The sequence below is a fragment of the Maribacter sp. LLG6340-A2 genome (assembly GCF_045057105.1).
In the GTDB taxonomy this organism is placed as follows: Bacteria; Bacteroidota; Bacteroidia; order Flavobacteriales; family Flavobacteriaceae; genus Maribacter.
Genome location: NZ_CP159332.1, coordinates 860,554 through 880,993, shown reverse-complemented (window position 1 = coordinate 880,993; position 20,440 = coordinate 860,554). Strand labels below are relative to the sequence as shown.

The window sequence follows — 20,440 nt, the reverse complement described above, 5'->3', positions numbered from 1 at the left end:
AATGGAAAATTCAAAACAAATGAGAACATGGTTGGATGATTTAAACCTTGACCATCCACTAGTAATAGCAGGGCCATGTAGTGCGGAAACAGAGGAGCAAGTGTTGGGTATAGCACACTCCCTAAAAGATACCGATGTAAATTTTTACAGAGCAGGTATTTGGAAACCCCGTACTCGCCCAGGAAATTTTGAAGGTGTAGGAGCTTTGGGGCTTAAATGGCTTCAAAAAGTAAAGGCGGAAACAGGTATGAAAACTGCTACAGAGGTGGCTAACCGTGCACATGTAGAATTAGCTTTGGAGCATGATGTAGATTTGTTGTGGATTGGAGCAAGATCAACCGTTAGTCCGTTCATTATGCAAGAATTGGCAGATGCTCTTGAAGGTACTGATAAAATTGTATTGGTGAAGAATCCTGTAAATCCAGATTTAGCTTTATGGTTAGGTGGTATAGAGAGATTGCATACTGCAGGTATTAAAAAGTTAGGGGCAATTCATAGAGGGTTCTCTACGTATGAGAAAACCAAGTATAGAAATATACCCGAATGGCAAATGGCGATCGAGTTTCAGAATAGATTTCCAGACTTACCATTAATTAACGATCCATCGCATATTACAGGTAAGAGAGATATGATCTTTGATGTTTCTCAGACCGCTTTAGATCTTAATTTCGACGGACTGATGATCGAAACTCACCATGATCCGGATAATGCTTGGAGTGATGCCGCACAACAGGTTACTCCAGATAAATTAGTACAGATCATGAGAGACCTTAAGATTAGAAAAGAGAGTGATCCAGAGGCAGAGTACAACGCACAGCTTAGTAATTTAAGAGCACAGATTGATGTTATTGACAATCAATTGATCGAGACTTTAGGTAAAAGAATGAAAGTTTCGGATAGTATCGGTGAGCTTAAAAAGCAGAAGAACGTTGCCGTTCTACAATCTAACAGATGGAATCAAATTCTAGGTGCTATGATTCTAGAAGGGGAAAGTAAAGGACTTAGCGAAGAGTTTGTACTTCGTATGTTCAAAGCTATTCACCAAGAGTCTATCAACCACCAAGAGAAGATAGTCAACGGTTAAGACCGTAGTCAATGATAAAAAAAAGCATCCATGAGAATGGATGCTTTTTTTGTTTTAGATATCACATATGTAAGAAAAAGTACACATGTATTGCAATATGGGTTTATATGGGGCGTTAGGGCTGTAACCAATCAATAAAGCAAAGAAAATATGAAAAAATTAGTAGTGGCAACATTTTTACTACTGGTAGCATTAACCGCTAAGGCCCAATCTTATGTGGGATTTTTAACGGATAATTGTAGTGGTGTACATGGTGTAATTGCCAACCCGGCCAATATAGCCGATTCTAGATTTAAAACCGATATTAATTTAATTGGGGCAAGTGGCTTTTTTGCCAATGATTATGTTGGTGTAGGGTTTTCTGAACTTACCGGCAGCGATTTTGAATTTGATACCGATGCCAGCCTCTATTTAACGGATAACAATAATTTTTCTGGTAATCTGGATATTATGGGTCCGTCGTTCATGTTCAATATTGGTAAAAAATCCTCTGTAGCTATTTTCACCAGGGCAAGGACCATACTTACGGGTAATGAATTTAACGGGGAAAGTATAGACGACCTTGATGACAGTATTGATGAGAATCAGGATTTTTTAGTGAACGAGGGTGATTTCTTTGCGGCCGGTCATGGCTGGGCGGAAATAGGCCTTACCTATGCTCAAGTGTTAATGAACAATGAACAGCATTTCCTTAAAGGAGGTCTTTCCTTAAAATACTTACAAGGTTTTGGCAATGCCTATGTAACGGGAAAAAATGTAACCATAGATTATGATGCCGATGGTGCAACCTTACCGGATAATTCAACCAGTGGAACCTTGGAGTCTACTGGAGATTTATACTATGGTAGATCGGGGGATTATGATAATGACGACTATGATTATGAAGTGCCAGATGCTAACGGGTTTGGTTTTGATCTAGGTTTCGTTTATGAGTGGAGGCCAGATTATGAAGATTACTTAGTAACGGGTGCTAACGGAGAAAAAACCGTTATGAAAGATAAGAATAAGTACAAATTAAAACTTGGACTTTCCTTAACTGATATAGGTGCTGTAACCTATAAGGGCGGATTGATTGATAGCTACAACATCAATAATACCATTACCCAAGAAGATTATGACAATATAGAGGATTCTGAAGATTTACAGAACTTATATACATTTACCCAAGCTACGGAAGACCTAAAGGCAGGCTTGCCCACAGCACTTCATTTTAACGCGGATTGGAATATTAAAAATCATTTCTATTTAAATCTTAATACAGATTTGTCAGTGCGTTCAGCAGGAGAAAATAATCTAAGAACAGCAAATGTATTTTCGTTGACTCCTCGTTTTGAAAGTAAATGGTTCAGTTTCTATTTGCCGGTAAGCAGCTATCAGTATAGTGGTTTTCAAATTGGTGCGGGCTTACGTGCAGGTCCATTTTACCTAGGTTCAGGATCAATAATTTCTACTTTTACCAGAAGTGAAATAAGAGGGGCAGATGTGTATGCAGGCTTAAAAATACCGGTATATTACGGTCAGCCAAAAGATTCTGATGGTGATGGTATACCAAATAAAGAAGACGGTTGTCCAAAAAAAGCAGGACCTATAGAAAATAACGGCTGTCCTTGGGGAGATACGGACGGAGATTCTGTTTTGGATAATGAAGATCAATGTCCAAACGAAGCCGGACCAGTGGAGAATAATGGTTGCCCATGGGTGGATACGGATGGTGATACTTTGTTAGATAATGAAGATCAATGTATTAATGAGGCCGGACCAGTAGAAAATAATGGATGTCCTTGGGCGGATAGTGACGGAGATTCTGTTATAGATAAAGATGATGAATGCCCTAATGAAATGGGTACTGTGGCAAACAATGGTTGCCCAGAGCCGGTAGTTACCGCTGAGGTTCAGAAATCTTTGAACGAATACGCAAAAACCATTTTGTTCAATACTGGGAAATCATCACTTAAAGATGAGTCTACGCCGGTATTGGTAGATATTATCAGCATTTTAAATGAATATCCTAATGCCAATTTCACTATTGAAGGTCATACGGATAGTATTGGTTCTGTAGCTACCAATCAGAAATTATCAGAGCAAAGGGCGCAGGCTGTATTACAGTTTTTAATTGATGGTGGTATTTCTCCGGCAAGGCTAAAAGCAATTGGTTATGGAGAAAGTAAACCAATAGCTACCAATATGTATAAAGATGGTAGACAGAAGAATAGACGTGTGGAAATTAATTTAGCAGAGTAGTCTTAAATTGATAGCATATAAAAAGCCCGGTAAACACCGGGCTTTTTTATGTTTTTTAGTTTTATCTTTTAAAGATATACCTGGTTATAAATATACCTTGTCCGTCAGTATTTCCGGCATCGGCCTCTACACCACTGGTGACAAAGACAAGCTCCCAACCATTTTTTGCCATATCACTTAGTTTGGATGAAATAAGGGCGTCGTTGGCTGCAATGTTCTGAAAACGAATACCTGCTACATTATAAAAATTGAGCAATTTGGTCTCTTCAAAATCCTTAACGCGAATATCACTTCGTTTAGATTTGTTTCTGGTGTTATCCTCTTCGGTTTGGGTAGATGAAAATTCTTGATAGTCTCTATCTGCATTGGCATCAATAATCCTTGAACGTCCTAATCCGCTAGGTACAATAGATTCTACACTGGTAATAACCTTATACTCTTGTGCGGTTATTGCGGTTGACGTTAGACAAGATAAAATGCAGAATAAAATAATTTTTTTCATGATGATGGTTTTTTTTGAATGATTAAAGTTTGCGTAGTGAAAGTAAAAGGTAAAATGATGAAAGCAAAGGTTTCTCCTTTAAATCAGTATAAACAATTAAAAAAATCTACAGGAAAATCAGTAGACAAAAAAAGTCCCGATACTAAAAGCATCGGGACCTGTTATAATTCATATAATTTGTTCTATTGAATAGAGAAATCAAACACAGATTGGTTTTCTCTTCCTTGTGGAACCTGACCTTGGTAAATAAAGCAATATTCTCCTGGCTCTAAAGAATCTGGTGTAACCTTAAATTTGTTACCTTCAATTTCCTCGATGGTAAAATTAAGGGCATATTTAGGGTCTATGCCACTGCTGCTGGTGATCCAACTGCTTTTTCCTGTAATAACCTCTCTAAGGTTTTTCTTCTCTTTTACTGTAAGTTTCACCAAAACAAATTCGTTAGGGTTACTTGCCATTCTAAACCACCAGTTAAAAATACCAGCATTGTTACCTTGGTTATTTTGCATATTATCAACTTCGGTTACGCTAGGGTCAAAAATAAACGTGAATTCCGGTTGACTTTGGCGAATGACATTGTTAGATTGTGTTTTGGGTAATTGCGCTTTCTTTTTTGAATTGATTAACCCAGAAACCAGTTTTTGTGCAACGGCATTGGAGTTGGAGCCTGAAAATACACTTGGTTGAATTAGTTTGTCTTCTCCACTTGCATCCGTATAATAAATTCCGGTCTTGGATTTAGTGTTCTGTTTGGACTTGTCCATGATCAAAGAAAGAATTTCAGAGGAAACCCCTGCATTTTTCATTTCTCCAAGCGCTGAAATAGAGGCATCGAACTTAACATCTGATGTATTGATCTTATCAATGATCATATAGTCGTCAAAACCAAGTTCTACCATTTGTATTACAGATTCATTGGTAATGGTTTCTTGTGCAAAACCTATAGAGGCCAGCATTAAAAAGGCAAAAAGAATAAATTTTTTAATAGTTTTCATTTTAAAGTAATTGGTTAATATTTAATGTTCTACGGTTGAAATTCAAATTTATGGTATTTTTTGCATTGAAAGCAGTTACTTTGTACAAATGGAAGGTATTTTGGGTAAATGGTAGGAATTGTTTATAAATCTACAGGTAGTTGGTATACCGTTAAAACAAATGACGGTGATTTCTACGATTGTAGGATAAAAGGAAAATTTAGGATCAAGGGGATTAAAAGTACCAATCCTGTTGCGGTTGGTGATCGAGTACGTTTTGAGGTAGAGACCATTGGTGATGATACCATTGGTATTATCAATGAAATAGAAGAGCGTAAAAATTATATCATTCGTAAGTCGGTCAACTTGTCCAAACAGACACACATCATTGCGGCTAATTTGGATCAAGTATTCCTGTTGGTAACGTTGAACAATCCGCCAACCTATCCGGTATTTATAGATCGTTTTTTAATTACTGCGGAAGCCTATGATATTCCTGTAATTTTATTGTTCAATAAAGTGGATACCTACCGTCCTGAAGAATTGGACGAAATTAAATTTTTGGCAGCGCTGTATCGAAATATTGGGTATACCTGCATTGGTATTTCGGCAAGCACAGGCAAGAATGTTGAAAAAGTCAAGGAGTTGATGGCGGGCAAGACTTCCATGTTTTCAGGACATTCAGGCGTAGGCAAATCTACTTTGGTAAATGCTATTGAACCTACTTTGGATATCAAGACCAAGAAAATATCTGAACAACATCTGCAAGGCCAGCATACCACTACGTTCGCAGAAATGTTTGATCTAAGTTTTGATGCTCGTATCATAGATACTCCGGGAATTAAAGGTTTTGGAATAGTAGATATGGAAAAGGAAGAAATAGGAAATTATTTTCCAGAATTTTTTGAACTAAAACAAGATTGTAAATTCAATAATTGTATTCACGTAGATGAACCAAAATGTGCGGTTAAAGATGCATTGGAGACTGGCGATATTGCTTGGAGCAGGTATAATAGTTATCTACAAATGATAAAGGGAGAAGATGAGAATTATAGGGTAGATATACATGACGATAAAAAATGAGAACAGTATTACAACGTGTTTCCAGGGCAAGTGTAACGGTAAATGGTGAAAAGGTAAGTGAGATCAAAGAAGGTTTACTAATTCTTATAGGTGTTGAGAATGAAGATACACAGGAGGATATCAATTGGCTTACGAATAAGATTGTAAATCTTCGCATATTCAATTATGAAGACGGAGTAATGAATACGTCACTGTTAGATACAAAAGGCGATGCTATTGTTGTTAGTCAATTTACACTCCATGCAAGTACTAAAAAAGGCAATAGGCCGTCCTACATTAAGGCGGCAAGACCAGATGTGGCCATACCTTTATATGAAGCTTTTATTACCACTTTAGAATCTAAAATGGGCAAAAAAGTGGGTACGGGAAAATTTGGGGCAGATATGAAAGTGGATTTGTTGAATGACGGTCCTGTGACTATTTTGATAGATACAAGACAAAAAGAATAATCGGATATTAAGGTTTTTGGACGATTGTTGTAAGAAAAATAACATTTTTTCGTTATTGTTGTTCAGCTAAACCAATCAAATGCGCTTATTTTTATTTTTAAGTGTGCTATTTACAACTATATCTAGTGCACAAGTCTCTTATCCAAGTACTACAATCAAAAATTCTTTAACGGAAAATGCAAATGCGGTCGTAAGGCTAGATGAAACTATTGTTGAGGTTTCTGCGTTGAATAAGATGCAGGTAACAAATCATAGGGTAATTACGATTTTCAAGAAAGCTGGTGAGTCATCAATAAGACCATATGCATTTTATGATCCCAATACCAAACTTAGCGATATACAAGTATTGGTATATGGCGAAGACGGGAAAGAGATTGAAAAAATTAAAAAGAAAGATTTTCATGATGTTAGTGCTGTGGACGGAGGTACACTTTACGGGGATTCACGGGTCAAGATTTTTCAATATACGCCAACCTCATACCCATACACGATAGATTTTTCATATACCTATACAACTCCTAACACTGCTTTCTTGCCAAGGTGGGTTCCAGTTGATGATTACATGGTAAGTACGGAAAGAAGCGTATTTAAAATGAATATTGCCAAAGAGTTAAAATGGCGTTTTAAGGAAAAGAATTTTACAGGGTATCCTATCACGAAAAAATCTAATGAATCAAGTGTACATTATGAGATGATAAATGTACCTGCACAGAAGAAAGAAATGTTAAGTCCGTCTTTTCAAAATTTTGAACCCCAGCTATTGGTAGCTTTGGAAAACTTTCATCTTGAAGGAGTAGATGGTTATGCCCATAATTGGAGTACAATGGGTAAGTGGCAATATTCAAATTTATTGGTAAATAGAGATAAATTGCCCCAAAGCACATTAAACTTCATTAATAAAGAGCTCGCTGGTATTGACAATAATCTTGAAAAGATAAAAAGGATATATGAGTTTGTTCAAAATAATACAAGATACATTTCTGTTCAATTAGGAATAGGAGGTTGGCAGCCTATTTCTGCGGAAGAAGTTGATCGGGTAAAATATGGAGATTGTAAAGGATTAACCAATTATACCAAAGCACTTTTAAAATCTCAAGGTATAACTTCTTATTATAGTGTTGTGCATGCCGGCCCTTCTAAGCTTGGTATGGAAGAGAATTTTGCCATTATGCAAGGTAATCACGTAATATTAAATGTACCTAATGAAGATGGAGATATATGGCTAGAATGCACGAGCCAAGATATACCTTTTGGGTTTTTAAGTGACTTCACAGATGATAGGGATGTTTTGGTAATTACCCCGGAAGGAGGAAAAATAAAACATACAGAAGCATACTTAAATGACCAAAATTTACAAGAAACAAAGGCAAAGATACGCCTAAATGCAAATGGTGATTTAACTGCAGAGGTGTCTATAGTTACCAAAGCAATACAATATGATCAGCATTCATCTATTCTTCAAATGTCCGTGAAGGAAAAAGATGAATACTATAAAGAATATTGGGATAATATAAATGGTCTTAAGATAACGGAATCACTAATAGCCAATGATAAAGAAAATATTGAGCTTACTGAAAAAGTTAGTTTAAGTGCCCAAGCATATGTCAGTAAAATTGGCGAAGATTTATTTTTTAAACCAAATGCATTTAATGTAAGCAATTTTGTGCCTGATAGATATCGCGAAAGGAAATTACCGTTTCAGATATCAAGAGGTTATACAGATTATGATGATTTTATTATAGAATTACCGGTTGGTTATAAAATTGATGACTTACCGGAGAAGGTTACTATTAATACGGATTTTGGCAATTATGAAATGTCTATTGAAAAGCTTAATGATACAGAATTACACTATACACGAAAATTAAAAATTTTAAATGGAGAGTACCCTAAAGAGGAGTATGATAAATACAGGGAATTTAGAAGAGCCATAAAAAAATCGGATAATTTAAAATTAATTCTAAAAAAATAAGCCAACCACTATGTCATTAAAAAAAGTCATAACCTTTCAATTTATACTGTTTTTTTCCTTTTGCATTAATGCTCAAAACTATGAATTTGGTGAGGTTTCAAAAGAAGAATTATTGGAAGAAGCTTATGCAACAGACTCATCAGCTGTTGCAGCCTACTTGTATAAGTATAGGAAAACATATTACATATATAATTCAAATGCAGGTTTATCTCTTGTAACCGAGATTCATGAGCGTGTAAAAATATATAGTAATGAAGGATTTAGTTATGCTACAAAAGTTGTAAACCTTAGTAGGTCAAGTAGTGATAGTGAATCAATATCAAAAGTAAAAGGCTCCACATATACAATGGAAAATGGTAAAGTGGTTGAGTCAAAATTAGAAAAGGACGGCATTTTTAAATCGGAATATTCCAAATCCTTGAATCAGGTAAAATTAACTATGCCCAATGTCAAGGTAGGCAGTGTACTTGAGTATAGGTATAAAATTATATCCCCATATATTCAAAGTATTGATGAATTTCGTTTTCAGGAGGAGGTACCCATAAAAAAATTAAAGGCGTCAATGTCTATTTTCGATTATTTTAAATTCAATCAACGACAAAAGGGATTTTTACTTCTAAACCCGCAGACAAAGCGTGAAATGAATACACAGGTAGGAACGCATGATGTGGTGACTACGTACAACCTAAAAAATATACCTGCACTAAAAGATGAGAGTTTTGTATCTAATATAGATAACTATAGGTCAGGGGTCAATTTTGAGATTGTTTCGTTACAAATTCCGGGTCAGATTTTTGAAAATTATGCACAGTCTTGGGAAGATGTGGTAAAAACTATTTATGAGAGTAATTCTTTTGGAAGCGAATTAAATAAGAAAAATTATTTTGAGGAGGAACTAGATGCGGAATTGGACGGTATTGCTGGTGATGATGCACGTATGGAAAAAGTACTGGAATTTGTAAAAAGGAAAATAAAATGGAATAAAAAGCAAGGTGTTGGCACAGATGAAGGAGTAAAAAAGGCCTATAAAAACCATAGTGGTAATTCTGGTGACATTAATTTAATATTGGTCTCTGCGTTAAAACATGCAGGCCTTAATGCCAGCCCTATAATATTAAGTACCCGGGATAATGGTGTGCAGTTATTCCCGACCTTAAATGGGTTTAATTATGTAATTGCGGGTATAAAAGATGGAGATAAGTATAAAGTGCTTGATGCTACCGAAGATTATAGTGCGGTTAATGTACTGCCATTACGAGATTTAAATTGGTTTGGTAGGGCAATCAATGAAGATGGTACGGCCCAGCTAGTTGATTTAATGCCTAAAAATAGGTCATTGGAAACTACCATGTTAGAATTAAAAATAAATGATGACGGTTCTGTAGAAGGGTCTAATAAGCAACGTTTTTCTGAACACTATGCCATGTTGTTAAGGGAAAAATATAAAGCTAGTACAGAGGAAAAATATATAGAGGATTTAGAAAAACAATATAGCGGAATTGAAATTTCAGATTTTAACATTGCCGATAATGATGAACCAGTTAAACCACTTAGCCAATCTTTTGAATTGTATTGGGAGGATGGTGTAGAAGACGTAGGAGACAAGCTATATTTTTCACCCTTATTCTATTTGGCTACGGATGAGTCGCCGTTTAAGTCGAAAAAACGAGAATTTCCTATAGATTTTGGTTACCCATGGGAGGATCGTTTTCTTGTAAAGATCAAATGTCCAGAAGGTTATAAAGTAGAATCATTACCTGAAAATACAAGGTTTGCTTTGCCAAATGGAATTGGGAGTTTTATGTTTAAAATATCATTTGCGGAAAATGTATTGCAGCTATCATCTAGTATAACAATGAAAAATGCTTTAATAAAAAGTGAATACTATGATGCCTTAAGAGAATTCTATCGTCAGATTATAGAAAAGCAGGCTGAAAAAGTTGTTTTATCTAAAGTATAACGGCTATTTTCTATAGTTAATACCGCGTAACAAATAATCTTAACCAACCATATTTTTAATATAATGTATAAGTTAAAATTTTTAACCTTACCAAGATTGATCATAGGTAATGTTTTTCATTGTACCCTAATTTTTCTTTTAAATACATTCTTGTTAGTGGCACAAGGAAATGAAGAATTTGGTAAAATAACAGCACTTCAAAAAGAATTTACATCTTATGAAAATGATGCCGAAGCTTCAGCAGTATATCTTTATGAGTATGGAAATAATCATTTTGAAATTAGAAACGATTATATCTGGTTAATTACAAAATATCATGCTAAAATAAAAATTATTGATAGAAAGGGTTTTGAATATGCTAATATAGAGATACCCCTATTTAGATCTAAGGACAAAAAGGAAAAAATAGTCAAAATAAAGGCATTGACACATAATGGTGACAGAAAACATTATCTAAAAAAGGAAGAGTATTTTGAAGAAGATGTTAACGAAAAATGGATACGTACAAAATTTACTTTTCCAAATATTCAAGAGGGATCCATTATAGAATATGAATATGAAATGCAATCGCCTTTTTTCTTCAATTTTACAGGATGGAGTTTTCAGTCTAAAATTCCAAAATTATATTCTGAGTTTAATGCTAAAATACCTGGAAACTGGTTGTATAACAGAAGCCTAAAAGGAGAGTTGAACTTAGATGTAAACGAGGCAACAATTGAGAAGGCATGCTTTAATTTCCCAAGGGCACGGAAACCCAGTGATTGTGAGTCCCTTAAATATGTTATGAAAAATGTTCCGGCTTTTAAAGAGTCAGAAGAATTCATGCTTTCCGCAAATAATTACAGGAGTAAGATAGAGTTTGAGCTTTCTCAATATAAAAGTTTTTATGGTGGAGTGGAAAAGTATACTAAATCTTGGGAAGATGTAGATAAGGAGTTTAAAACTGATAATGATATAGGAAGTCAACTTCGTAAAAAGAATTTTTTCGAGAAAAACGTGGATGAGAAGCTGTTAACAGAAGGTGATGCGTTAACAAGGGCTAAAGCCATTTATAATTTTGTTAAGGGTCATTTTACGTGGAATGAAGAATTTGGTATTTGGCATGATAATAAGGTTAAAAAGGCTTTTGATGAAAAAAAGGGAAATGTGGCCGAAATAAACATTGCATTGATAAACTTGTTGAATGCGGCAGATATTAAAGCAGATATGATGTTAATGGCAACGAGGGAAAGAGGCTTGCCAAAAAAAACACATCCTGTCATGAATGATTTTAATTATATAATAGCTAAAGTTGATATTGGTGATGATACCTATTTGCTAGATGCTACTGATAAGTATATGCCCTTTGGCATGTTGCCATATCGTTGTTTAAATTATTATGGTAGGGTCATGGATTTTGATAAAGAAAGTTATTGGTATGATATTGTGGCAGAATCTAAAAATGGACAATTGATTAGGACTCATATAGATTTAGACCCAGTAAACGAAAAACTAACAGGAATATATGATGTAACCCATATGGGGTATATGAAAGCGTCGCAAGATAAGGTTTTAGCAACTACGGAAGAATCGGAGTACCTTCAAGATTTAGAAGAGGAAATTTCTGATGATTTTCATATTTTGTCCCATGAAATAAAAAACTTGGCTACTGATGATAAGAAATTGACAGAACGTTTCAATTTTGAAGTTGAAAATAGTTTTCAAGGTGGTAATATTTATTTAAATCCGTTCGTAATTAAATTCTTTGATAAGAATCCATTTCTTTCTTCAGAAAGAACGTATCCCATTGATTTTGGCTTTCCAATAAAATATCAATATTTACTTAATTTAAAAATTCCAGAAGGGTATGCTTTAAAATCTTTGCCTGCGGACAAAAATTTAACGTTGCCAGCAAATAGTGGTATGTTGAAACTAAGTGTTTCTGATATTGTAAATGGTAGCCTTAATATGTTTTTTACTTTTGAATTGAATTCTGCACATTATAAAACAGATTACTACACTGCTCTTAAGACATTATTTAGCGAGGCGGTAAATGGGCAAAATGAATCTTTTATTGTTTTAGAGAAAATTTAATGTCATTTTTGGTTTATAACAAATAAGACCAACTATATGAACATTGAAAACGCACAGTTAGCAGTAGATAATTGGATCAAGGAACACGGCGTTCGTTACTTCAATGAGCTTACTAATATGGCACAGCTTACAGAAGAAGTGGGAGAGGTGGCTAGAATCATTGCTAGACGTTATGGGGAACAGAGCGAAAAGGAGTCGGATAAGAATAAAGATCTGGGCGAAGAATTGGCAGATGTTCTGTTCGTGGTACTGTGTTTGGCAAACCAGACCGGTGTTGATTTGCAACAAGCTTTTGATAAAAAGTTAGATTTAAAAACTAAGCGCGATCATGACCGTCATCACAACAATAAAAAGTTGAAATAGGCTTATATTTGTCGTTCTATTTTTAAAACGATACGCATTGAAACTTCACTTGACAGGTCCGTCCAATACAAAGCTTAACGATACGATTACAATAACAGGTTCTAAGAGTGAATCTAACCGAAGTTTGTTATTGGCCGCGTTATTTTCTAATATTAAAATTGAGAACATTTCTAATTCAGATGATGCCCAGGTAATGGCAAAAGGATTAAAAATTTCTGAGGGCACGGTAGACATACATCATGCTGGTACGGCAATGCGTTTTTTAACAGGATACTTTGCCTCACAAGAAGGAAAAGAAGTAATACTTACCGGGTCTAAAAGAATGACCGAAAGACCTATTGAGATTTTAGTGGATGCCTTAAAAACGTTAGGTGCAGATATCTCCTATGTGCAAGATGAAGGATATCCGCCAATAAAAATTAAAGGTCAGCGTATTGTAAAGGACAAGGTGAGTCTACCTGCCAATGTAAGCAGTCAGTATATCTCTTCATTGTTATTGATTGCACCAAGTTTAGAAAACGGACTGGAATTAGAGTTGGTCGGTAAAATTACATCGGTGCCCTATATAAAAATGACTTTGGCATTGTTAAACGAAATTGGTGTGGAAAATTCTTTTAAGGGTAACCTGATTAAAGTTACACCTAAGGCAAAAGTTGCGCCAACAACTTTAGTGGTTGAATCTGATTGGAGCTCTGCCTCATATTTTTATGGTATTTGTGCCCTTGCGGCATTAGGCACTGAGATTACATTATCGGCATATAAAAAAGAAAGTCTGCAGGGAGATAGTGTCCTGGCGGACATTTATACTTCTTTTGGTGTGGAAACGACCTTTGGTAGCAACACCATCACGCTAAAAAAAACGGATAAAGAGGTAGCTAAGGAGAATGAATTTGATTTGGCCAACGCACCTGATATTGCGCAAACCATAGCAGTAACCTGTTTTGGTCTTGGTGTGGGGTGTCATTTAACGGGCTTGCATACCCTTAAAATCAAGGAAACAGATCGTTTAGAGGCGTTGAATACAGAGTTGTCCAAATTGGGTGCAAATATTTCTGTAACAGATAAAACCTTAACGATCATACCGTCTGTAGGTATTCTAGAGGATATCGCTATAGATACTTATAATGACCATAGAATGGCAATGGCTTTTGCACCATTGGCTATGAAAACAAGGTTAAAAGTGAACGATGCGGAAGTGGTTTCCAAGTCTTATCCAGATTTTTGGAAAGACTTAAAGCAACTTGGTTTTGGTATAAAGGAATTATAATTAAGGATTTACTTGACAAGGCCTATCTGCAGATTGTATATTTGCAGCCGCAATTTGCTACACTAAATAAAATAGCTACATGAAATTATCAAATTTTAATTTTGAGCTTCCAAAAGAATTATTGGCGGAGCATCCATCAGAAAATAGAGATGAGTCTAGGTTAATGGTCATCCACAGAGATACCGGGAAAATTGAACATAGAATGTTCAAGGACATGATCGACTATTTTGATGAAGGTGATGTTATGGTTCTTAACAACACTAAAGTTTTTCCAGCCCGTTTATATGGTAACAAGGAAAAAACAGGTGCTCGTATAGAGGTTTTTCTTTTACGTGAGTTAAATGAAGAGCAACGTCTTTGGGATGTTCTTGTAGATCCTGCACGTAAAATACGTATTGGTAACAAGTTGTATTTTGGTGATGACGAAACGTTGGTGGCAGAGGTTATAGATAATACAACCTCTAGGGGTAGAACCTTACGTTTTCTTTATGATGGTGCATACTTGGATTTTAGAAGAAAATTAAGGGAACTTGGAGAAACACCTTTACCAAAATATATCAAGAGAGAGGTAGAGCCGGAAGATGAAAATCGTTACCAAACTATATACGCAAAGCATGAAGGTGCGGTAGCAGCTCCAACAGCAGGTTTGCATTTCTCTAAGCATTTGCTAAAGCGTTTAGAAATTAAAGGTGTAGATTTTGCAGAATTGACGTTACACGTAGGTTTGGGAACATTTAACCCGGTTGAGGTAGAAGATCTTTCTAAGCATAAAATGGATAGCGAGGAGATGTTCATTGATGAGAAAGCTGCAGAGATCGTAAATAACGCCAAAGCTAACAAACGTCGTATTTGTGCAGTAGGTACTACGGCAATGCGCGGGTTGGAGAGTGCGGTATCATCTAAGCAAACATTGAATACTTATGAAGGTTGGACGAATAAGTTCATTTTCCCTCCGTATGATTTCAGTATTGCAAATGCCATGATTACCAATTTCCACTTGCCAAAATCTACCTTGTTGATGATGGTATCTGCATTTATGGGTCATGATCTAATGAACAAAGCATATAAAGAAGCAATATTGGAAAGCTATAAGTTCTATTCTTATGGTGATGCCATGTTGATTATATAAGTTGATATATCACCTTATTAATAAGGAAAAATTTTAAATCCCGCTTTATCCATAGGTTGACAAAGCGGGATTTTTATCACCAGTAATACCTACCTTTAATAGATGGAAGAAATAAAGAAAAAAGATATCCGGGCACTAACTAGAGAGCAGCTTAGGGAGTTCTTTGTTTCTAATGGTGACAAAGCTTTTCGTGGCAACCAGGTGTATGAATGGTTGTGGCAGAAAGCGGCATATTCTTTTGATGTGATGACGAATCTGTCAAAAGAAACTAGGGAAATGCTTGAGGCTAATTTTGTCATCAATCACATTAAGGTGGATCAAATGCAGCGTAGTAGCGACGGTACTATTAAAAATGCCGTGCGCTTGCATGACAATTTAATTGTGGAGTCCGTCTTGATTCCCACAAAATCAAGAACTACAGCTTGTGTATCAAGTCAGGTTGGGTGTAGTTTAGATTGTAGATTCTGTGCAACGTCTCGTTTAAAACGAATGCGAAACTTGAATCCCGATGAAATCTATGATCAAGTAGTTGCCATTGACAATGAAAGCCGATTGTATTTTGACAGGCCTTTGAGCAATATTGTGTTTATGGGAATGGGTGAGCCTTTAATGAACTACAATAACGTATTAAAGGCAATTGATAAGATTACCTCTTCTGAAGGATTAGGTATGTCTCCCAAAAGAATTACGGTATCTACCTCCGGTGTGCCAAAATTGATCCGGAAAATGGCAGATGATGAGGTGAAATTTAAATTGGCGGTTTCTTTACATTCTGCAGTAGATGAAATACGTACTTCAATAATGCCTTTTAATGCCAAATTCACGTTGAGCGATCTAAGAGATTCGCTGCAATATTGGTATAACAAGACCAAAAGTAGAATTACCTATGAATATGTGGTTTGGGAAGGAATCAATGATACCCAAAAAGATGTCGACGCTTTGGTGGAATTTTGCCGTTTTGCACCATCAAAAGTAAATTTAATTGAATACAACCCCATCGATGACGGCGAGTTTAGACAGGCGTCAAATGCTGCGATAGACCGTTATGTAAATTCTTTGGAGCTTAACAATATAGTAGTAACCGTTCGTCGTTCTAGAGGAAAGGATATTGATGCCGCATGCGGACAGTTGGCGAATAAGTCGTAATTTAAGTATTAAGTACGAAGTATAAAGTAGAGAAGTCTTAATTTGGAAAGGAGAAAATAGAGTATAGAAAATAGACTTTTTTAATTTGGCGTAGTTGGCTAAGCTAAATTATTTAACAGCGAACAACGAACAGCATTTTTGAACTTGAACTTGAGTTTTGAACTTGAACTTATTTTTTCCAACAACCAACAACCAACAACCAACAACCAACATCCAACATCCAAATTCCTTTAACACCATTATCTCCTCTCCGGGTACTGTTGTTTCCTAGCTTTTGACTAATTTTATCGTTCTAATAAACCGCAACTGAAAATAGTATCGCAAATAAAGGAACCTGTCTATCAGGAAATGGAGTTGTTTGAGTCTAAGTTTAGAGATTCAATGAGCTCCAAGGTTGCGCTACTCAATAGAATTACCCACTACATAGTCAATAGAAAAGGGAAGCAAATGCGTCCTATGTTCGTGTTTTTAACAGCAAAACTGCTGAATAAAGGCGAGGTAAACGAACGTACGTATCGTGGTGCTTCGGTTATAGAGTTGATACATACTGCCACATTAGTTCATGATGACGTCGTGGACGAAAGCAACAAACGAAGGGGTTTCTTCTCAATCAATGCCCTTTGGAAAAATAAGATTGCTGTTTTAGTTGGCGATTATCTACTGTCTAAAGGTTTGTTGTTATCCATTGATCATGGTGATTTTGATTTACTTAAAATAATCTCCGTAGCCGTTCGTGAAATGAGCGAGGGCGAGTTGCTGCAAATAGAGAAAGCCAGGCGCTTAGATATCACCGAAGAGGTCTATTATGACATTATAAGGCAAAAGACCGCTACCCTAATAGCGGCATGTTGTTCTTTGGGTGCATGTTCCGTTAAACCGGAAAGTGATGATGTGGAAACGTTTAGAAAATTTGGTGAGCTGTGCGGTATGGCATTTCAAATTAAAGATGACCTCTTTGATTATGGAGGTGAAAAAATAGGAAAGCCAACCGGTATAGATATAAAGGAACAAAAAATGACATTACCTTTGATCTATGCGCTTAACAATTGCACCAAGAAAGAGAAAAGTTGGGTCATCAACTCCGTCAAAAATCACAATAAAGATAAAAAACGGGTAAAGGAAGTGATAACCTTTGTCAAGGAAAAAGGAGGGTTGGACTATGCCGTTGGCAAAATGCTGCAATACAGAAATGAAGCACTAGAGCTTTTGAATACATATCCGGATTCTGAATATAAAAGTGCCTTACAGCTCATGGTAAACTATGTAGTTGACCGTAAAAAGTAATTTTTTACATTTTTAAAACATTGATTTTCAATTTGTTGAAAAATTATTTCAATAAATTTAATATTTCAGGCAACTATATTTCCTTCTTCTGCGTCTATGTAAATAGAAGACCAAACCAATATTGTGAAAATTATACCTTTTTATAAAAACGAAAAGCAGCTTATAAAAAAAGCATCATCGGGTAACCGCGATGCGCAAGAGCGTTTGTATAAAAAGCATGCTCCAAAAATGTTGAGTGTCTGTAGACAGTATATCAAGGATATTCATTTTGCGGAAGATGTTATGGTGCAAGGGTTTCTAAAAATGTTCAATAAGTTAGATACGTTTAAGTTCCAGGGTAGTTTTGAAGGTTGGTTACGTAGAATAATGATCAGGGAAAGTATTTCTTATTTAAGAAAACAACAGTTTGTGGTTTATGATGATGAGGTATACGAGAAAAACCAGACCGACGAGATTTCGCAAAGTACGGATTTGGACACCGAGCATATTCAACAATTGATCGATGCTTTGCCACAAGGCTATAAAATGGTTTTCATATTGTATACCGTAGAAGGGTATAAACATAAGGAAATTGCAGAAATGCTATCGATTACCGAGAGCACTTCAAAAACACAATTATTAAAAGCTAGGAAGTTGCTTCAAGACCAATTAAGGCAACAAAATATTATAGGGTATGGAAACCGATAAGTTTGAAAAACATATAAAAGCTAAACTTCAAGAGCGGGAGATTCTTCCGTCAGAGAATGCATGGGCAAAAATAGCATCAGAATTAAATGATGATGCCAAAAAGAAACCCGTATATCTATGGATGGGTATAGCGGCCAATATAGTGGTATTGCTTGGTGTTGCACTGTTTTACTTTAATGGTAGTGCCGTAAGCAATGAGCTGCCAAATGAAATTGTAGACAAGGAAAAGGAAAATAAATTAGAGGATGTTATTATAAAAGAGTCCATACCGTTTAAAAGTGAAGAAGAAGTGGTAGAGGCAACATCAGAAACTAAAACCAATGTAGAAGAGGTAAAAGTAGAGGAACCTATAGTACCAAAAATACAAGAGTCTAAAGTGCTGGATGATAAAATGGAAGTAGCTGTAAATCAAGTACTAACAGATGAAACTATTGAGAAATTGCTGCCTGATGAAATCATTGACGCTAAAGTGGCAGCTATTATAGCACAGGTAAGTGTTCTAGAACAAAACAATACAGTGACCGATGCCGAGGTAGATTCCTTGTTAAAACGGGCGCAAGACGAAATTTTAAGAGAGAAAATATTTAATAAAGATAAATCTGTTGATGCTATGGCTTTGTTGACAGAGGTTGAAGATGAACTTGATCAATCCTTCCGAGACCAAATTTTTGATTCCCTAAAAGCCGGTTTTATAAAAGTGCGTACTGCTGTGGCAGACCGCAATAATTAATCAATCGTTAATCGTTTAATTCTTTATCGCTATATAACACTATAGGGATGGGGGTGGAGTTTATTCATCAAAAAAAATCAATCAAAAAAATCAATCAAAATGAGGACAATTATAATGTATGCATTGGTGCTGTTCACTCTTTTTATCGTAGAAAATGCAGTTGCACAAGAGAGCGGTAAAACTAAAATTGAAAATTTAGAGGCACAAAAGACCAAAATTACACAACAGGAAAAATTGGCGTTAAAAGAAGAGGTGGAAGCTATTGCTACAAGATTGGAAAATGGAGAGATAACCTTAGATGAAGCCAATGCGTTAAAAATGCAAGCGGCGGAAAAAAGGGCTTTGAACATAGAGAATAGAATAGCGATAATCGATAATAGGATTGCTCTGTTAGATAGAAATGGAGCAGAAAATGTAGAGATGGATTCCTTAAATTTTGGAACCAGGCTAGAAATAGGATATGGGGAAAAGAGCGAGGATGGTGAACGTATTTTCGGTATCAGTATAAAGGAACGTCCTTATAGAAAAAAAATAATTTACGATAGACGAACATATTCTGATCTGGTTGTGGCAATTGGTTTAAACAATGCTATTGTAGACGGACAATCTTTTGATGATACCCCTTATAAAATTGGTGGAAGTAGGTTTTTTGAAATGGGTTGGCAATGGAGAACACGTGTATTCAAGAATACCAATTTTCTAAGGTTCAATTATGGGTTTTCATTTCAATTCAATGGTTTAAAACCAAAAGACAATCAATATTTTGTTTCACTGGAAAATGGTCAGTCAGAACTTCAAGAATTTGACTATGATCTGGACAAGTCTAAACTTAGGATAGACAATCTGGTATTTCCTATGCATTTTGAGTTTGGCCCGTCTAAATTAACCACTACGGATAAAACCATGAGATATTCTCTGCATAATAAGTTTAGAGTAGGTGTGGGTGGTTACGCTGGCTTTAATCTGGGTTCACGTCAAAAATTAAAGTATTCAATTGACGGCGAAAAGGTTAAAGACAAACTAAAGCGTAGTTACAATACCAACGATTTGGTATATGGTTTAAGTGCTTATGCAGGGGTAGAGGGCGTTCTATTGTATGTAAAGTATGATTTAAATCCAATATTTAAAGACGCAACTATAGAACAACGGAATATCTCTCTAGGTCTTAGGTTTGATTTATAATTAAAAACTTCATCAGTCAAATTAGCTGTGGTATTCCTTTTCAGAAGGATGCTACAGTTTTTTTATTTAGAAAGTTCGTTTTTCATTTCTTCGGTAAATTCATTGTCGTAAAAGCCACGCTTGCAATGACTGCATTCTATGGTAGTGTGGCTAGAAATTTTAAATAGTTTTATCCAGAATATATGAAAATAGTTTTTTACGGTAAATGCGGTTAAGGCACCTTGTTGCTGACAATAAGGGCATATGCTATGAAAAAGCTTTTTAGTTTCTGGCTTTCCAGGTCTAGTGCCAAAGAATAGAATCATTATTGCTAT

The 20,440-nt window shown here is 35.6% G+C and carries 18 protein-coding genes; 15 read left to right on the top strand and 3 right to left on the bottom strand.

From position 1 onward, the window contains the following. Position 1: 1 nt before the first annotated feature. Together ABVM52_RS03640 and ABVM52_RS03635 are read left to right on the top strand one after the other, a co-directional pair. Entirely contained in the window at positions 2–1,084 is a 1,083-nt protein-coding gene (locus tag ABVM52_RS03640) for a chorismate mutase (RefSeq protein WP_405383818.1), read from the top strand. 150 nt (positions 1,085–1,234) lie between these two features. Beyond that, entirely contained in the window at positions 1,235–3,325 is a 2,091-nt protein-coding gene (locus ABVM52_RS03635) for a DUF5723 family protein (RefSeq protein WP_405383816.1), read from the top strand. A 61-nt stretch (positions 3,326–3,386) separates the two neighbouring features. On the opposite strand, the gene ABVM52_RS03630 is transcribed toward ABVM52_RS03635, so the two are convergent. Together ABVM52_RS03630 and ABVM52_RS03625 are read right to left on the bottom strand one after the other, a co-directional pair. Beyond that, a complete protein-coding gene (locus tag ABVM52_RS03630; RefSeq protein WP_405383814.1) occupies positions 3,387–3,827 on the bottom strand; it encodes a hypothetical protein in 441 nt (146 codons plus the stop codon). 182 nt (positions 3,828–4,009) lie between these two features. Continuing rightward, complete coding sequence (locus ABVM52_RS03625) at positions 4,010–4,822, bottom strand: hypothetical protein (RefSeq protein ID WP_405383812.1); 813 nt, start codon at positions 4,820–4,822, stop codon at positions 4,010–4,012. Between the two features lie 108 nt (positions 4,823–4,930). Here ABVM52_RS03625 and rsgA point away from each other — a divergent pair, with 108 nt between their 5' ends. The 13 genes from rsgA to ABVM52_RS03560 all read left to right on the top strand — a co-directional run bounded on the left by rsgA (position 4,931) and on the right by ABVM52_RS03560 (position 20,126). Then, positions 4,931–5,884 (top strand): ribosome small subunit-dependent GTPase A, encoded by a 954-nt coding sequence (gene rsgA, locus ABVM52_RS03620; RefSeq protein ID WP_405383810.1) that lies wholly within the window; start codon positions 4,931–4,933, stop codon positions 5,882–5,884. After that, positions 5,881–6,333, top strand: coding sequence for a D-aminoacyl-tRNA deacylase (gene dtd, locus ABVM52_RS03615; RefSeq protein WP_405383808.1), 453 nt, complete (start codon positions 5,881–5,883; stop codon positions 6,331–6,333). Before rsgA ends, dtd begins: the two co-directional genes overlap by 4 nt. A gap of 79 nt (positions 6,334–6,412) precedes the next feature. After that, complete coding sequence (locus ABVM52_RS03610; RefSeq protein ID WP_405383806.1) at positions 6,413–8,305, top strand: DUF3857 domain-containing protein; 1,893 nt, start codon at positions 6,413–6,415, stop codon at positions 8,303–8,305. A 10-nt stretch (positions 8,306–8,315) separates the two neighbouring features. Further along, positions 8,316–10,265: a DUF3857 domain-containing protein gene (locus tag ABVM52_RS03605; protein WP_405383804.1), complete on the top strand. Its 1,950-nt coding sequence runs from the start codon at positions 8,316–8,318 to the stop codon at positions 10,263–10,265. A gap of 63 nt (positions 10,266–10,328) precedes the next feature. Then, the gene (locus ABVM52_RS03600; RefSeq protein WP_405383802.1) at positions 10,329–12,338 is read left to right on the top strand and encodes a transglutaminase domain-containing protein; all 2,010 of its coding nucleotides are present in this window, start codon (positions 10,329–10,331) and stop codon (positions 12,336–12,338) included. A 36-nt stretch (positions 12,339–12,374) separates the two neighbouring features. After that, the gene (locus ABVM52_RS03595) at positions 12,375–12,701 is read left to right on the top strand and encodes a nucleotide pyrophosphohydrolase (RefSeq protein ID WP_405383800.1); all 327 of its coding nucleotides are present in this window, start codon (positions 12,375–12,377) and stop codon (positions 12,699–12,701) included. Positions 12,702–12,738: 37 nt separating this feature from the next. Next, positions 12,739–13,968: a 3-phosphoshikimate 1-carboxyvinyltransferase gene (gene aroA / locus ABVM52_RS03590; protein WP_405383798.1), complete on the top strand. Its 1,230-nt coding sequence runs from the start codon at positions 12,739–12,741 to the stop codon at positions 13,966–13,968. A 79-nt stretch (positions 13,969–14,047) separates the two neighbouring features. Continuing rightward, positions 14,048–15,097, top strand: a complete 1,050-nt coding sequence (gene queA, locus ABVM52_RS03585) for a tRNA preQ1(34) S-adenosylmethionine ribosyltransferase-isomerase QueA (RefSeq protein WP_405383796.1) — start codon at positions 14,048–14,050, stop codon at positions 15,095–15,097. Between the two features lie 102 nt (positions 15,098–15,199). After that, positions 15,200–16,243: a 23S rRNA (adenine(2503)-C(2))-methyltransferase RlmN gene (gene rlmN / locus ABVM52_RS03580; RefSeq protein ID WP_405383794.1), complete on the top strand. Its 1,044-nt coding sequence runs from the start codon at positions 15,200–15,202 to the stop codon at positions 16,241–16,243. Positions 16,244–16,549: 306 nt separating this feature from the next. Continuing rightward, positions 16,550–17,527: a polyprenyl synthetase family protein gene (locus ABVM52_RS03575; protein ID WP_405385095.1), complete on the top strand. Its 978-nt coding sequence runs from the start codon at positions 16,550–16,552 to the stop codon at positions 17,525–17,527. Between the two features lie 123 nt (positions 17,528–17,650). Continuing rightward, positions 17,651–18,214: an RNA polymerase sigma factor gene (locus ABVM52_RS03570; RefSeq protein ID WP_405383792.1), complete on the top strand. Its 564-nt coding sequence runs from the start codon at positions 17,651–17,653 to the stop codon at positions 18,212–18,214. Continuing rightward, positions 18,201–18,944 (top strand): hypothetical protein, encoded by a 744-nt coding sequence (locus tag ABVM52_RS03565; RefSeq protein ID WP_405383790.1) that lies wholly within the window; start codon positions 18,201–18,203, stop codon positions 18,942–18,944. The genes ABVM52_RS03570 and ABVM52_RS03565 overlap by 14 nt, the downstream gene beginning before the upstream one ends. 99 nt (positions 18,945–19,043) lie before the next feature. Beyond that, positions 19,044–20,126 (top strand): hypothetical protein, encoded by a 1,083-nt coding sequence (locus tag ABVM52_RS03560; RefSeq protein ID WP_405383788.1) that lies wholly within the window; start codon positions 19,044–19,046, stop codon positions 20,124–20,126. Positions 20,127–20,188: 62 nt separating this feature from the next. Here the strand turns inward: ABVM52_RS03560 and ABVM52_RS03555 are convergent, their stop codons facing one another. Then, positions 20,189–20,431: a zinc-ribbon domain-containing protein gene (locus ABVM52_RS03555; RefSeq protein ID WP_405383786.1), complete on the bottom strand. Its 243-nt coding sequence runs from the start codon at positions 20,429–20,431 to the stop codon at positions 20,189–20,191. Between the last annotated feature and the right edge of the window lie 9 nt (positions 20,432–20,440).